The organism is Nocardia sp. bgisy118 (assembly GCF_057708605.1).
Window position 1 is genome coordinate 1 of sequence record NZ_JBYISM010000046.1, and the last position, 14,582, is coordinate 14,582.

The 14,582-nt window shown below is 65.9% G+C and carries 13 protein-coding genes and 1 pseudogene; 9 read left to right on the forward strand and 5 right to left on the reverse strand.

Going from position 1 to position 14,582, the window contains the following annotated elements; translation table 11 throughout:
- On the forward strand, positions 1-198 hold a 198-nt coding region (locus tag AC3EO7_RS35970), incomplete at its 5' end, for a hypothetical protein (RefSeq protein ID WP_435593654.1).
- Between the two features lie 102 nt (positions 199-300).
- Here AC3EO7_RS35970 and AC3EO7_RS35975 read toward each other — a convergent pair.
- The gene (locus AC3EO7_RS35975) at positions 301-2,118 is read right to left on the reverse strand and encodes a recombinase family protein (protein ID WP_435593655.1); all 1,818 of its coding nucleotides are present in this window, start codon (positions 2,116-2,118) and stop codon (positions 301-303) included.
- Between the two features lie 1,618 nt (positions 2,119-3,736).
- Here AC3EO7_RS35975 and AC3EO7_RS35980 point away from each other — a divergent pair.
- Positions 3,737-4,006 (forward strand): hypothetical protein, encoded by a 270-nt coding sequence (locus tag AC3EO7_RS35980; RefSeq protein ID WP_435593656.1) that lies wholly within the window; start codon positions 3,737-3,739, stop codon positions 4,004-4,006.
- A gap of 50 nt (positions 4,007-4,056) precedes the next feature.
- Positions 4,057-5,658 (forward strand): HEAT repeat domain-containing protein, encoded by a 1,602-nt coding sequence (locus tag AC3EO7_RS35985; RefSeq protein ID WP_435593657.1) that lies wholly within the window; start codon positions 4,057-4,059, stop codon positions 5,656-5,658.
- 554 nt (positions 5,659-6,212) lie between these two features.
- On the opposite strand, the gene AC3EO7_RS35990 is transcribed toward AC3EO7_RS35985, so the two are convergent.
- Positions 6,213-6,632, reverse strand: a complete 420-nt coding sequence (locus tag AC3EO7_RS35990) for an ester cyclase (protein ID WP_435593658.1) — start codon at positions 6,630-6,632, stop codon at positions 6,213-6,215.
- Positions 6,633-6,653: 21 nt separating this feature from the next.
- Positions 6,654-7,457 carry an SDR family NAD(P)-dependent oxidoreductase gene (locus AC3EO7_RS35995; RefSeq protein WP_435593659.1) on the reverse strand — a complete coding sequence of 268 codons (804 nt, stop codon included), beginning with the start codon at positions 7,455-7,457 and terminating at the stop codon, positions 6,654-6,656.
- A 58-nt stretch (positions 7,458-7,515) separates the two neighbouring features.
- On the opposite strand from AC3EO7_RS35995, the gene AC3EO7_RS36000 reads away from it, so the two are divergent.
- Positions 7,516-8,178, forward strand: a complete 663-nt coding sequence (locus AC3EO7_RS36000; protein ID WP_431972522.1) for a TetR family transcriptional regulator — start codon at positions 7,516-7,518, stop codon at positions 8,176-8,178.
- Between the two features lie 571 nt (positions 8,179-8,749).
- Here the strand turns inward: AC3EO7_RS36000 and AC3EO7_RS36005 are convergent.
- Complete coding sequence (locus AC3EO7_RS36005; RefSeq protein ID WP_431972521.1) at positions 8,750-9,070, reverse strand: hypothetical protein; 321 nt, start codon at positions 9,068-9,070, stop codon at positions 8,750-8,752.
- A gap of 551 nt (positions 9,071-9,621) precedes the next feature.
- On the opposite strand from AC3EO7_RS36005, the gene AC3EO7_RS36010 reads away from it, so the two are divergent.
- The 4 genes and pseudogenes from AC3EO7_RS36010 (at position 9,622) to AC3EO7_RS36025 (ending at position 11,650) form a co-directional block, all read left to right on the forward strand.
- Entirely contained in the window at positions 9,622-10,368 is a 747-nt protein-coding gene (locus AC3EO7_RS36010) for a Mu transposase domain-containing protein (protein WP_435593660.1), read from the forward strand.
- A 6-nt stretch (positions 10,369-10,374) separates the two neighbouring features.
- Positions 10,375-11,090, forward strand: a pseudogene (locus AC3EO7_RS36015) (ATP-binding protein).
- Position 11,091: 1 nt separating this feature from the next.
- Entirely contained in the window at positions 11,092-11,292 is a 201-nt protein-coding gene (locus tag AC3EO7_RS36020; protein WP_435593661.1) for a hypothetical protein, read from the forward strand.
- Positions 11,293-11,374: 82 nt separating this feature from the next.
- Positions 11,375-11,650, forward strand: a complete 276-nt coding sequence (locus tag AC3EO7_RS36025) for a hypothetical protein (RefSeq protein WP_431972519.1) — start codon at positions 11,375-11,377, stop codon at positions 11,648-11,650.
- Positions 11,651-11,962: 312 nt separating this feature from the next.
- Here AC3EO7_RS36025 and AC3EO7_RS36030 read toward each other — a convergent pair whose 3' ends face one another.
- Positions 11,963-12,742, reverse strand: coding sequence for an alpha/beta fold hydrolase (locus tag AC3EO7_RS36030; protein WP_435593662.1), 780 nt, complete (start codon positions 12,740-12,742; stop codon positions 11,963-11,965).
- Between the two features lie 59 nt (positions 12,743-12,801).
- Between AC3EO7_RS36030 and AC3EO7_RS36035 the strand changes: the two genes are divergently transcribed.
- Positions 12,802-14,568 carry a GNAT family N-acetyltransferase gene (locus tag AC3EO7_RS36035; RefSeq protein ID WP_067834539.1) on the forward strand — a complete coding sequence of 589 codons (1,767 nt, stop codon included), beginning with the start codon at positions 12,802-12,804 and terminating at the stop codon, positions 14,566-14,568.
- Positions 14,569-14,582: the final 14 nt, after the last annotated feature.

Below are 14,582 nucleotides of genomic sequence, written 5' to 3' on the forward strand. Positions count from 1 at the left end.
GTGTCCGCGGAGCTTGATCGGCTCGAAGCCGTCATATCGGCGGCAAACCCAGCCGATCGTTCGGGCATCACATCACGCCTCCAAGCCCTCCTCACCAAAATCAGCCAAACACCGGATACAGGTGGTGCGAACGTTGCGGAGAAGCTCAAGTCGGCCACTGCCGATGAGATTTTCGCTTTTATCGACAACGAGCTGTGAGACTCTCGCCGTTGCCGGATGGGGACCCGACATCGAAATACTCGCCCCGGTAACCGAGGTTCGCGCTGACATCACCTACCGGCTCGCCTGAGTGTTTCACAGCTACCTGATGTGGCTGACGGGACCCCGTGATTCGGTCCAGCGCGCGTGAGAGCCGGTTGTCGGTGGATGCAGGTTGCAGCGTATCCGGCTCCGGACACCAGTGCTAAACACAGCATCGGCCTCGACAACGACAACCCGTTGTCGAGGCCGATACCGTATGCCCAGGTGGAGAGCCTGGTAGAGGTCCGCTTTGTCGGGTCGTGCGCCCGCGGCGAGGACGGCAGGGATGTCCCCGAGGGACTCGATGAGCTTGCGGATCTCCGTCTCGGTCAGTCGGGGGGTGCTCGGCATGTTCTGTAGCTCTGCTTGGGCTGCGGCTTTGTCCGCTTGTGCAGTGTTCATCGCGGCGACGAGGGCTTGCGGGTCAACGCCCGCTTCGATGGCGGCCAGATGGCGTTCGAGCTTGGCTTCGGCGTCGGCGATACGTCGCCGTAGCAATGCCCGATGTGTGTCGTGATCGTTGCCGTTCTGGGCCGCGAACAGGTTGGCGATGGTGCGATCGCGATTGGCCCGATTGAACAGGGTGGCCAGCCACCGGTTGATCGGTGCAGCGAGGTGGTCCTCGCGGAGGTTGACCGTCAGGGGGTGCTCGGCCAAGGCGGGGCTCCCAGGGGTGAGGGTCTTTGCGCGGCAGCGGTAGTAGACGACTCCTCGGACCACTCCAGGCTGCATTTTGCGCCCGCAGACGTCGCAGCGCACCAGCCCGCGAAGCAGATACTCGCGTGGGGAGGTTTTCCTTGTACGTTCCAGGCGGCCGCGGGCGCCATTGCCTGTGCTGGCCCTGCGTCTGCGGATAAGTTGGGCTTCGGTGAAGGTCTCGACCGAGACGATGGCGGGGTGCGCGGGCTTCTTGGATCGGATGATGCGGTGGTTGGGGGAGCGGCGTAGGCGGGTGATGTGGCCTGCGGCGACGTCGTCGGGATCGAGGAGTTCTTCGTGCTTGTTCCAGCGCCCGAAGATGGCGTAGCCGGTGTAGCGCGGGTTCTGCAGAATGGCCGAGACGGTGCTGGCTTGCCAGCCGTCTTGGGATCGGTGCCGGTTCTGCTCGGGCCGGTGCGCCGAGGGGCAGGGAATGGCCTCGCGGTTGAGTTCGTGGGCGATGGCCTTGTCGCCTCGGCCGGCGATGTAGTCGCGGAAGATTCGTTGGACCACCGGTGCGGTGGCCACGTCGAGTGACAGGATCCGCAGTCGGGATCCGTCGGAGGCCCGGTTCGGGTTCGGGTGTGGTGGGCCGTCGACGACCATGTATCCGTAGGGTGCTCGGCCGCCTTGGTGGCGGCCTTCGTTGAGGACTTGGGCGTCCATGCTGGCTCGGGTGCGTTGTTGGACGTGTTGGCGTTCGGATTCGCTGAGGCCGCCGAGCATGCTCATCATGATCGAGTGGGTCACGTTGTGGGGGTCGAAGCGTCCGCTGAGTTCGGGGACCCAGACTTCGACCTTGTGCGCTTGAATGCGGGGTGCCACGAGGCTGAACTGGTTGCCGAACCAGCAGCGTGTCCCTTCACCGACCACGATCGCCGACCAGCCGCGGGTGTGGCGCTTCAGGTCTGCCAGCAGGCGTGCGGCTTCGGGGCGGCGATGCCATGGCACCGAGCGCGATTGGCCGACGTCGAAGTAGTCCTCGACGATGGAGCCGTCGGCGACGAACTTTTCGGCGTTGCCGCGCTGCCACCGATACGAGGTTTCGGGGTCTTGGTTGTCCTCGGTGGAGCATCGCCCGTAGAAGGCGAACCGCTGATCGGCACTCGGCTCAACGGTTTCGGGGACGAGCCCGAGAAGTTCGTCGAGCACGGCCCATTCGTTGGACTCGGTCGGCATCGTCGGTCTTCCTCTCACCAGAACCGTCGCGGGCATGTCGGAGAAGCAGCTCGAGCAGCAGCCTAGCCGCGGCGGGGTTCAACTCGGGCGGGTCGTCTGGGCAGACGACCTCGATCGATCCAGCGGGGCGTCTGCGAGAAGGATGCGGAACCATCGGCTTCAGCGCTCACGACCACTGAGGAAGCCCAGCGGGACGGGTCGAAAGCCTGTCTGCTTTGGAGTCCCGCTGGCGAGTCGATCGTCGACACTTCGAAGTGAAGAGACGAGATGACGAGGGCGTTGAAAGTCCGTCGCGCGCCTGCGATCTGGATTCTCAGTGTTCGACACGTTGTCGTTGAAGTGGACTACCGACCGCTTGTTGCGAATCGAAGGCATGGGACATCGCATTCTGGCCCGTCTAGCCTGATTCACCCACTTACATGAAACCCGATCTTCTGCTTCGGCGCCATGACCAAGAAAGCGCGCTGCTACAGATGCCCCTCCATGTCAACGCTAGTTGGTGCGTCGAGCTAGTTCGACGTCGTCGGTGTGCGTTCTTGCAGTCGGTTCCAGCGCAACAGGCTTTGGTGTGGGCAACAGCGCGGGCATATTCGTGTCCTTGACGTGGATGCACCAACCGCCGACCTCAGGAATGCGGCCGACAATCTCCATGTGGCCAGGAGGGTGTGCGACGCTGCGCCGCGCATGAATCGCCCTGGTTTGATGCCCGCTTTGGGCTGGCTCTGATACGGCATTCGCGACAGGCTCGCGGCGGGACCTCGGAGACGGCAGGCAGACCGTCGTCGCTCCCCTTGCCTGAACCTCGTTGGCTCGGTTATCGATTGGGCGCCGCAGCTTTCATCCAGGTTGATGTCGCGCATGGAACCATGCCGCATTCCGACCGTGCGACGGGTGGTTGATCGGATGAATGGCTCTGAAGGAGGAGGCGTCAGCGCCGGTCGTTCTGTGGAGGGATCGGGTTACGACGGCGTGCGCGGAGGCGCGGTTGGGCCGATCGGTCGATGGTCGGCGCAGTTCGGGCCCGTACGGGCAGCTGTGTAGCCGGTTGGCGGGTGACTTCGATCGCCGTAGCGATGTCGCTGTCGGTGAGGAACCACGTTCGTCCCGCCTTATGACCAGGCAGCCGCCCTGCCTTTAGTTGTTCGGTATACCAGCGGACTGACTTCCGCAGCGCGCTGGCGCCGTCCGCAACGGAATAGGTTCTTTCGTATGGCCTTTGGTGCGAGGGTCCATCGGGCACAGTTGGCGTTGTGTCAGAGGTATCGGTCACTGTCATCTCCGGGAGTAGGCGAAAAGCTAAGCGAGATGCTGATGGGTTCAAACGCGGTGCTGTCGGCTTGGACGTCGCGGTCGCCCGCGGGGTACCCACGAGCTGTGCGCTCAGTGCCAGTCGGTGGTCTCGCTAGTTCATACCTCACTCCGCAAGGCGGTGCTCCGTGGCTACGTCCACTGATCTGGACGGCGTCTGTCCACGAATTTGGACGGCACCGAGAAATCGGGCAGGGGTAGTGTCCGCGGATTTGGACGGCGCCTGTGCGGGTCCGGACGGTGATGGCGGAGAAGTGCGGGCCGGGGTGTGTTGAGGCATGGTGGGCACCAAACCGGGGGTGATTCAGCCATGGCCGACAACGGGATACGTATCGACGTCAATGACGCCTTGGGGTTGGTTGAACTGTTGGAGTTCATCCGAGACTTCTTCGGCGCGGCGGGGCTGGCGGTGACCGAGGAGTTCGCGGCGTTCGTGGGGACCGGCACGTATTCAGTGGGTGATCTGTGTGTCGATCTGGAGCGTTATCAGCTGCTGCTGGGAGGGATTCCCGGTGATGATCTGCCGCCGTGCCCATGTCGTCCTCGTGCCTACGCCGAATGGGCGAACAAGTTTCGGTGACGGCCGCGGTGTCCAAGACAACAAGCGGACCTCGGCGATACGTCCGTCGGTTGCTCGGTCTGCCGGTACTGGGCTGTGAGGTCGCCCTGGTTCAGGTTTCGAGCCTACCCGTCGAACATCTGGGGGCAGTAGCGTTGTCGGCCGTGGGTGACGCTCTTATAGCCAAGCTGTTTGCGCAGGTGACCGACGTGGATTCGGAGGTTCGCCGAAAAGGCTTGGAAAGGTTGGCCGACTGGGGTGGCTACATCTACAACGTGTTGGTGGAAGTGCTGCGATACGAGGAGTACTCGTACGCCTGGCCGGACTGCGCCGACATGCTCAGCGAAGACCTCTGTGACAGCAAGATCTCCTTCAACGTCTTCATCGATGACCTCATCGAAGCGCCGAACGAGGTCGTGTTCGATCGGTTTGCCGGTCTGCTCGGGCTACCGGCCGGAACTCACCCGCCCCGCTTCGCCATTGACGGTCACAGTGGCGACTCCGTGCTACCCGCGCCCGCGGTGGCTGCTGGCCTCCATCAACGGGCAGCCGTGCTGGTGGCACTGCTGGGCAGCCCGCTGGAGCGGGTGCGGCAGAATGCAGTGTGGTTCCTGGCCGAACTCGGCCCCGGCGTCGCCCCGGTACTGCGCGCCGTACGAGACACACGAATGTTGGGCCGGCGCGCCGCGATCAGCGCCCTGGCGGAGCTCGACTGGGCCGAGTTGGGCACGGCCGACCAAGCGTTGGTTCAACGCCTGATTCGGGTCAAGCAGCTCACCGAAGTGCCGCAGCCGGTGATCCCGCAGGGCGAGTGGTACGCATTGCCGACGACCGACCAGGCAGCAGTGCTGGCCGCGTTCGATCTTCGAGACCCGGTGCCCGTGACCATGCGTATGGGATTCGCACCCTGGCAGCTGGACGGCCCGTGGCGGCCGTTGCCCGAGTACATCGGCTACGGCATCACCGGCGCGTACGGGCAGGTGTTCGTCACACCGGCCTTGGACGGGTGGACGTTGGTATTCGCCGACGGCAGCGTGCTGACCGCGGACGGGAATGTGGCTGACGGTGAAGTTGCGTTCGCCTCCGCGCACCGCCGCTGCGCGGAGTTGAGCCGCCGCTTCGGGAAAGCGCACTGGTACCTCGAAACCGAGAGCGGTGGATGTTGGGATCAGAGCGGATGGTGCGTCGCCGACAAGGGTGAGGTCGTGCGGTACTGCTACTACGACTTCGATATCGACGACGGAGTGCAGATCGGCCCTGCGGCCGAATCCGGACGGCAACCGACCGTCGAGGAACTTCGGGCCTGGGTGAACGAGCATGACCCCGGCACGGGAGTCCCACCTGTGCGACCGGAGACCCCGCCCAGCGAGTCGACAGAAGAGAAATTCAAGGCGTGGGTGCTGGAAAAGTTCGCACCCACTCCCAAGGATGAGAGGAGCTATGAGGACATCGACGACGAGTTCGACGATGCCGACGACGTCGACGAACCTCTCGACACTCATCAGGACGAAGGGGAGTCAGGGGGCTGGGAATTCAGGTCCCTCGAGGTGGCCTGGCGGCTGTCGGTGAGCCCTGAAGCACTTGGACCGCATACACGTGTCCAAGGCACCGGCGTGCTGGCCGTGCCCGCTGGCAAGCCGCACAGCAGACGCTATGGGGCCCTGCCCATCTGACGCTTCGGCGACCGGTAGTCGCCCCAGCGGACGAGTTCGGTGTGAAGGTCGACTTCGATGGCGCCGAAGAAGTCGATATTCTCGCTGTGCGCGGGTCGAGATACGGGCCGGCAACTGTTCGATTCCCCTGGGCCTGTCGTACTCAAAAGTCGCGGACTGGCTGTGCCGGAGCAGAGTTGGCACCACTCTGGTCAACCGGAGCGCTACCCACGCTCCGCTCACCGCGTTCGACGGGCGAGTTGATCTCATCAGCCCAAGCGTTCCAGCCAGGAGTCGCCGAGGTGGATGCCGACGAGATCGCCGCCCCGGTACTCAGTTGAGGTCCCGGCCTGCTCGGCGGCACTCGGTTGCACAGCGATCTCGGAGGCCGCGGCCTTTTGCCGGACGAGATCAGCGGCGGTGTGTCCGACATCCGCGAGTGCATGCTCGGGCCACGGCTCTCGCTCGTGACGATCCTCGCTTGCGATCGCATGGAAGATGGGGGCCGTCGTCCACGTCGTATCGAGGCGAGCCCTGCTCCGTCGGGCAGTGCGGTCGGGATGAAGTTGGCGAGGTTATGTCGTGCTGGTGCCGTCGTATCCGGTGAGTTGACGCAGGACTGCCGCGGTGTCGAGAAAGACCCGTTCACCGATGACGTAGCCCTCGTCGTCGAAGGTGACGACGGCGACCATCTCGATGGCGATCGTGTTCCCGCTCGACGCTATTCCCGCGTAGTGCCCGTCGTGGGTACCGTCGAAGCGAACCAGCGCGGCGCCAGTGGAATCCACTTGCCCGAGGGGTTGGATAGTGGCGGTGAGGTCGCTGAAACCATCGAACAGCGCGGATTCTCGGGCAGCCAGCGCCGCAAGCCCTTGCTGCGGACCCGTCAGGGGTGAGTCGTAGGCGGCGGGCTCTCGCCACAGGCCGACGACCTCATCGACGCTGTGCTTGTTCACCGCGGCCGCGGCCGCGGTGGCGAACTGCTGGATGAACATGTCGCACTCTCTCCGAATCGATCAATTGGTTTGGGGTACAGGCGATTCCGGCCGGACGGAACGCTCGGCGAGCGCGATTGCCCACTTGGCGGGAATCCGGCCGGCGATGCGCGCCAGCAATGCGTTCGCCGCGCCGTCGACGATGTCGGGGCGGTTGGACCCGAGCGCGCACAAGGCCGCTTCGACGACCTGTTCGGGAGCACGCCGGCTGCCGACCGAGGCGTCCTCACCGGCGATCTCGAAGAATGCGGTGTCGGTGGCACCCGGGCTCACGGCAAGTACCTGGACCCCGGTGCCGCGGGTCTCGGACCACAGCGCGCGGGTGAAGGACAGCACGTACGCCTTGGTCGCCGCGTACACCGCCATGTGCGGCACCGGCTGAAACGCGGCGGTGCTGGCCACGTTGACGACGGCTCCGCGTCCGCGAGCGATCATGCCGGGCAACAGGATTGCGGTGAGCTCGGTCAAAGCGGTGATGTTCACCGCGATCTGACTCGAGACCGCCCCGAGGTCGGCATCGGCGAGGTCGCCATGGATTCCGAGTCCCGCATTGTTGACGAGCGCATCGACGGTGATCGCACGCTGGGCGAGCAGTTCGGCGACGCCCACCGCGGCGCTCGGGGCGCTGAGGTCCGCGGGGATGACCTCCACGCTCGAACCGAATTGCGCGTGCAATTCGTCGGCCTGTGTTCGCAGTACCGCCTCCCTGCGGGCGACCAGAACGAGGTCACCACCGTCCGCGGCGACGCGCGCGGCGAACGCGCGCCCGATACCCGATGACGCCCCGGTCACCAGTACTCGCTGTCGGTCGAAGTATCCGGCCACCACTACCTCCTTAATTAAACCTGCATGCTGGTCTAATTAATACCGCTATGATGAGGCCATGGCAAGCCCCCACCGCAACACGCCGGCCCGGCGACGCGTCGGCCGCCCATCCGGCCCAACCGAACACGGAGCGGCATCCCGAGAGCGGATCCTCGATGCCGCCGCCGCTGTGTTCGCGCAGGTCGGTTACGACCGGGCACGCATGGCCGACGTGATCGAAGCGAGCGGAATGACCAAGGGCTCGGTCTACTTTCATTTCGAGAGCAAGGAAGCCCTCGCCGTTGCCGTGCTCACCGAGAAGCACGCGCAATGGCTCGATCGGGTACAAGCACGACTGGCCACGGCACCCCCCGGGCTACAGCGGATGGAAGCGCTGCTGCCCGCCATGCTGGATCTCCACCGTGACGACCCCGACGCCTGGGTCATCTCGCGCCTTGCCCAGAACCTCGCCGAGGTGCCCGCGACCCGAACCCTCGCCACGGAACTGACCCGCCGATGGATCGACCGCGTCGCCGACCTCATTCGCGACGCCCAGCACATCGGTGAGGTATCAGACGGAGTCGACCCGGAACTGCTCGCCACCGTCCTCGTCGGCGCCTTCGACGGCCTGAAGACGACCATCGAAACAATAAGCGACGACCCCCACGCCGCCGATCAACAGCTCGAGGCCTGCGGCGCCCTCCTGCTGGCGATGATGCAGTCGGTCGCCCTGTCACGCTGATCGACCTCGACAGTCCGCCGGCATGGAACCCGCCGGCCCCGGCATCGCCGTCCGACAGCCGCCCGGAGCCGCTGTGGGCGCCAGGCTTCCAAACATTGTTGTATTACAAACCCAGAGGCGTTGACTCGGAAACTGCTGCGCCCATTGGCTGAGAGGGCTTGGGCCACTTTCTCGATGCCGGGCTCGGGTATAGAGGGTGGTGCTGCTCTCGCCGTTGGCGTCGGTGTGTCCTGCGTAGGCGTGGGCGACGGCGTGGCCGAAGTTGCGTTCGACCCAGGTCTGTGTGGTGTGGCGGAGCCAGTGGGTGGTGATGCCCAAGGGAGCAGCGCGACAAAGCCGCTCAGCTCAGTCAGAGCGGAACCGCCAAACGTGTCGGCGCACCATCAGTCAGCAAATGTCCGAGCGTGTCACGCGATTGCGCGGTAATCGGCTACCGAACGTTATTAGCCACAACGTTGCGAGCCGTAGTCCGTCTCGGGTGCAGGCCGCCGCTCAGCGGGGCATTGTCCGGATTTTTGCGGCTGTCTTGGTCAGAGAGTTGTGGCAACTCTTCGCTACCCGCTGCCATCTCCTACCCGCCGTCGCGCATGAGCTTCGGTAGCTGCCAAGCGCGGTCGGCTGCGGGGGGACGCTGATGCCCACATTCGAGCTCGACACCTGCCTTGTCGCGCAAGCTTGGGCACCACCGGGAGCCGGTCCATACGATGAAACCGTCTTCGTACCACGAGACGTCGAAGTGTGCGTCGCCGATCACATGCTCCGCGTGGTCGCTGCCGTCGAACTCGACCGTGAATGCCTCTCCCGGACACATCCAAAAGTCCTCGCCGAGGGGTTCGAGCCAGATCACCAGCTTCTTGCTCTCGTGCGTGTTGGTCAATCTGAGCTTGGGCATGATGGCAGCGTAGGTGCTGGCCCCCCGGGGCATTCCCCTCGGCAGAAGAGTGCCTTCTCCGCGGCAACGAATTCGTCGACGCGCTGTGTTCGGATCGCTGCCTGCTGAGCCTGGTTCGAGGCCAGGGATAACTGCAAGTACCGTACTGTTGCGCGATCTGTGAGCTGGCGTGGGGAGGGGAGATGGATGTCGAAAGAGGTTGGCGGGAACCAGTTCCGGCCAGCGGGAGGATGCGCAGAAGCCGAGCAGACGGTCGATTGCCGAAGCGAGGGCGGCGTTCGTCGAGTTCGACAAAGGTGCGAGGCGTCACCGCGGTCGCTACCACGAGGAGGAGTTGGTTCCACCCGGTGCAGGCGCGCTGGCGGTAATGCCACGTCGGGTGTACGGCGCGCGCGGGCAAGCCCCTGAGCTTTTCGAACATTTGGCGGGGGCCCCGTACGTACAGCGCGTTGATGATCGGGGCGCCTGATGCGACCCGCAGCGCGCCGCCGACGTCCTCGGCCACATCAGTCGACAGCCTGAGTGCAGGCGGCCGCGCGAATAGTTCGGCTATGTCGATATACGAATCTAACGATGTTTCGCACCTGGCCGGTCAGCCGAACCGTTCGCCGCTGAAGCCTTTACCCGCCGAGCCGTTCGAGACCGGCCGTTGGTTCACCCCGCGGGTCGACCGGTTTTCGCAGGTTACGGTGCGCACCAACAAGTATTCCGTTCCGGTGCGGCTGGTGGGTCGGCAAGTGCGGGTGCTGCTTCGGGCTTCGGAGCTGATCGTCTACGACGGCCGCTCCGAGATCGCCCGCCACGAACGGGTCGCAGGAAAAGGTGACACCCGCCTCGAGCTCGACCACTACCTGGAAGGGCTGCTGCGCAAACCCGGTGCTCTGCCTGGGTCCACGATCCTCGAACAGGCCCGCGCCGCGGGCAAATTCACTCCCGTCCACGACGCCTGGTGGTCCGCCGCCCGCAAGGCACGTGGCGACAAGGACGGCACTCTCGCTCTGATCGAAGTGTTGATGCTGCACCGGCATCTGCGTCATGAATACGTCGTCGCGGGCCTGGCGGCCGCGCTGCAGGCCGGCGCGCTCACCGCCGACGCGGTCGCGATGAAGGCCCGAAAATCTGCCGACGCGGACCATCCCGCTACCGACACCACAACCGCTGAACCGGTGGACCGGTCACCGTTGGTGGCTTCGCTGACCGCGCGCCGGTTGGCGCAGCTACCGGCCGATACTCGGCCGCTGCCGTCGGTGGCCGCCTATGACCAGCTGCTGCGGTTGAGATCCCGAGCGAAAGGATGACCTTCGATGAACACGCCCCGCCGCCGCGGGCTGACCGAGCAGGCCGCCGACGCCGCGGTCGACAGCGCCTGCCGCCTGCTGCGCTTGCCCACCATCCGCGCCCAGTTCGACGACATGGCCGATGCCGCCGAGCGTGAACAGATGAGCTACCGCGGCTTCCTGGCCGAGTTGCTCATGGCCGAATGCGACGACCGCGCCCGGCGCCGCTCCGAACGCCGCATCAAAGCCGCTGGGTTCCCGCGCGAGAAGTCGTTGCGCGGCTTCGACTTCGAGGCCAACCCCCACATCGACGCGGCCATGATCCACACTCTCGCCAAATGCGAATGGATCCGAAAAGGCATGCCGCTGTGTCTGATCGGCGATTCCGGCGCCGACAAGTCCCACCTGCTGATCGCGCTGGGCACCGAGGCCGCCATGGCCGGGTTCCGAGTCGAATACACCCTCGTCGCCAAGCTGGTCAACGAGTTGGTCGAGGCCGCCGACGACAAGGTGCTGACCAAGACCATCGCCCGTTACGGCCGGGTCGACCTTTATGCATCGATGAACTCGGCTACGTCGCGATCGCCTCCAACGAAAGCTTCGGTTCCTGGACAAAGACTTTCACCGATCCCCGGCTCTGCGCGGCCATTGTCGACAGGATTACCTTCGGCGGCAACATCATCGAGACCGGCACCGTTTCGTACCGGCTCGCCCGCACCAAAGCCGCCACCGGCGCCAGCTGAGATGACCGACGCCGATCCCGCCGACGCCATCGAGCTCGGCGAACTGCTGTTGCTCATCCACGACTGGATCAGCACCGATCAACACGCCCGCCTAAGCTTCAACCGCTACCTCACCGACGGCCACTACACCGCCGACGACCTTCGCGCCGACCTGCTCCGATTCGCCTTGCTACTCGGCACCGAGATCCCGCCGTCGCGCTGACCTGTGATCGGAAGCACCCGGCATTCCGGAAAGAGCAACGGCCCCAACGGCTTATGCTCCCTGCTCAGGGAGGAACCAGCTCATGGCCAGTCGCAAACACACTGTCACCGCTTCCGAAGTCCAGGACGTTCTCAACTACTTCGGCACCTGCCCCATCTGCGACTACCCTGCTCGCGCCTGGCTCATCACCGCCCAATTCGACGACGGCCGCGTCGAAAGCCAAAGCATCGCCGCCTGCGGCGGCTGGTGCGGATGGAAAGGCCCCGTGAACCCCACACCCATGACCGGCGACACCGTCGTCCTGGCCCAGAGCCGCAACACGATCACCTCGACCGCACCGGCACTTCCGCCCGCCTGACCGCCGTCAGAGTTCGCGAACAACACGCCCGCCGCAACCCCGCCGACTGCCGTCACTATTGATGAACAACCGCCGTCGGAGATCGCGAAAGCCAGGCGGGCGCGGGGCGTGCGGCCTGGCGCTGCGCCACACGAGATCCGGCTGGCGCTCGGCTGTTATGCACCCGTCCTGGGACCGATTCGATCAGTTCCGTGTAGCCAGAGCGTACATTTGGGTGCTCGGGCCCCCGTCGGACCGGCCGACGGCGAGCTGTGGGGCACGGGCGATCGTGTCGGGCGGTTGGCCCCAGAACGAATCGCTAGGGCGTCGTGCCTACCCGTGTCGTGCTACGTCCTCGCACAGGATGCTCGGCCAGCGTGCGAGATCGGCCGGTGTGTGCGCCACCTCCAGTGTGGCCGTCGGCAGCAGGTCCACCAGCGCCTCGGCGGTCGACACCGGATGGGCGGGGTCGTCGATCCAGGCCAACACCGTGGTCGGCACCTCGATCGCGGCGATCGCCTCGGGGGCGGGCAGGTCGCTCATCGCTGCCCCGCGGAACAGTGAGGGCAGTAGGTGCTCGGCGACATCCGGCACGGTTTCCGGCGTTCCGACGGTGGCCGGCGGGCGAGGCGCGGTGAGATCGGCACCGAGGAAGGCGTCGAGTCCCTGTTCCTCGATCAAGCGAGCATTCTTCCGGTAGATGTCGGCCTTCGCGACGCGGGTGCGCCAGGCGGTCGCGGGCACCAGCAGGGTGAGGCCGGCGAATCGGGCAGGATCGCGGACAGCGGCATGCAGCAGTGTCCCGGTGCCCATCGAAGGACCGACACCGTGCACCTGTTCACCGGGGAACCAGTGGTCGAGCAGTTTCAGCAGGTCATCGGCCAGAACCGGCCACCGATAGTCCTCGGGGACGGTACGGCCCGTCGAGTGGCCGTGGCCGCGCGCGTCGTACCGCAGCAGTCGGGTTCCGCTGAGTCCGCGGCCGAGATCGAGGTCCATCAGACGGTCGCGGTGGCGGCTGGAGGTGAGGCCGTGGAGTTGGACGACGGGGTGGCCGCCCTCGTCGCTCAGTTCCACGGCGAGGTCGGCGCCGGGAACACGGAAGGTCGGCACGGCGGCTCCAGGGTGCTGGTGAGACGGCGATCGCTCGGGAAGAAGCCTAGGATACCGTCATGCGGCTGACCAACGTCGCGCACTTGCGCCTGCCGTTCGGCCGCCTGCTGGGCTTCGACGTCATTGCGGGTCGGGTGGGCCGGTCACTTCCCGTGTCCTTCGACCAGCGGCGCCACGTCGGCGCCGGCGACCGAGCGGGATCCTGGATGGCGTTGTCCTTCAGGCTCTCCGCGCCGGTACCGCCCGACGAGCTCGCGACCTGCTGGCTGGCGGTGATCGAGCGGCACGGCACGCTGCGGTCGGTCTTCGTGCCGGGCGAGGACGGCGAGCCTCGGCTGCACGAGGTCGATATCCGCCCCGGCGGCTGGGTCGAGCATGTGATCGCTCCGGGGCAGGCGGTCAACGATGCGCTCCGCGCCGTGCTCGACCGTGCTTGTTCACCGTACGGTCGTCCGTCGTACCGGCTCTGCGTGCTCGAGACCGCGGTAGGGCCGACCGTGGTGGTCGCCGCCGACCACGCGCACGTCGACATGTGGTCGATGCTGGTGATCGTGCGCGACCTGCTCACCGCGCTGGCCGCGGTGCAGAAGGGTCGTGCACCGTCGTTGCCGCCGGCACCCGCCTTCGCGGAGCACACCCGCGCGCTGCGGGACCGCCCGCCGGCACCCGACGAGGTGCACCGCCGCTGGGCAGAGGTGCTGGCGGGCAGCGGCGATGTGATGCCACGGTTCCCGCTGCCGCTGGGTGAGGCGACGTTGCAGGAGGAGCGCGTGGAGGTGCGCGATGTCCTCGACGTCGACGACAGCGCCGCGTTCTCGGCGCAGGCCCGCGACGACGGCGTCTCGACCTTGGCGCTGGTGGTGGGGGCGATGACCGAGGTGACCCACGAGTTGGCCGGTACCGCACTGCGGGCCGTGTTTCCGGTGCACAGTCGGTACGACACCACCTGGCACGACTCGGTGGGGTGGTTCATCACCAACTCGGTGCTCGAGTCGGCCGACTCCGATCCCCGTGCCAGCGCGGAGGCGGTGAAGGAGGCCGTCCGGATGGGGTCCTGGCCACTGGAGGACATCCTGCGTCCGTGGGGCGGGATGCCCGAGGCGCCGGGGATGTTCGCGATTTCGTGGCTGGACCTGCGTCGGCTGCCGGTGCGAGTCGACGCGACCGGATTGGAGGCGCAGTACGTCGGCGCGACGATTCGGACCGACGGCGTGATGCTCTGGTTCATCCTCGACGAGGCGGGGCTGCACCTGCGCTGCCGGTATCCGGACACTCCCGAAGCCCGGCGGCACGTCGGCGCCTGGCTGGACACGCTGATCGCCCGACTGCAGTCACGGGCACGGGCTTCGGTCGGTGGTCGGCTCCGACTCGGCGACCGGATCTATCGTGTGCAGCGGGCGGGGCGTGCCGACGTGCCAGCGCTGGTCGCGCTGCTCTCCGACGACGAGATCGGCCGTACCCGCGAAGGTTTCGAAATTGCCCGCTACGAGGAGGCATACGACGCCGTCACCAGGGACCCGTCGCACTATCTGGCCGTGGTCCGGGACGAGGGCGACCGGATCGTCGGCACCATGCAGCTCACCATCATTCCGGGGCTTTCCCGCGGCGGCGCCACCCGCCTCCAGATCGAGGGAGTCCGGGTCGCTGCCTCGGAACGCTCTCGCGGCATCGGAACCGCGATGCTCGAGTGGGCACACGACCACGGCAGGCACCGAGGTGCGACACTCGCGCAGGTCACCACAGACCGGGTCCGCGAGCGAGCTCACGCCTTTTATGCGCGGCTCGGGTACGACAACAGTCACGTCGGGCTGAAGCGGGCGCTCTGACCGAGTGTCAGCCG

Bases quoted from the DNA above. Each gene is read 5' to 3' on its own strand.
- AC3EO7_RS36005 (WP_431972521.1), bottom strand. From the start codon at position 9,070: ATGCCCAAGCTCAGATTGACCAACACGCACGAGAGCAAGAAGCTGGTG.
- AC3EO7_RS35975 (WP_435593655.1), bottom strand. From the start codon at position 2,118: ATGCCGACCGAGTCCAACGAATGGGCCGTGCTCGACGAACTTCTCGGG.
- AC3EO7_RS36000 (WP_431972522.1), top strand. From the start codon at position 7,516: ATGGCAAGCCCCCACCGCAACACGCCGGCCCGGCGACGCGTCGGCCGC.
- AC3EO7_RS35980 (WP_435593656.1), top strand. From the start codon at position 3,737: ATGGCCGACAACGGGATACGTATCGACGTCAATGACGCCTTGGGGTTG.
- AC3EO7_RS36020 (WP_435593661.1), top strand. From the start codon at position 11,092: ATGACCGACGCCGATCCCGCCGACGCCATCGAGCTCGGCGAACTGCTG.
- AC3EO7_RS36025 (WP_431972519.1), top strand. From the start codon at position 11,375: ATGGCCAGTCGCAAACACACTGTCACCGCTTCCGAAGTCCAGGACGTT.
- AC3EO7_RS35990 (WP_435593658.1), bottom strand. From the start codon at position 6,632: ATGTTCATCCAGCAGTTCGCCACCGCGGCCGCGGCCGCGGTGAACAAG.
- AC3EO7_RS36010 (WP_435593660.1), top strand. From the start codon at position 9,622: ATGTCGATATACGAATCTAACGATGTTTCGCACCTGGCCGGTCAGCCG.
- AC3EO7_RS36035 (WP_067834539.1), top strand. From the start codon at position 12,802: ATGCGGCTGACCAACGTCGCGCACTTGCGCCTGCCGTTCGGCCGCCTG.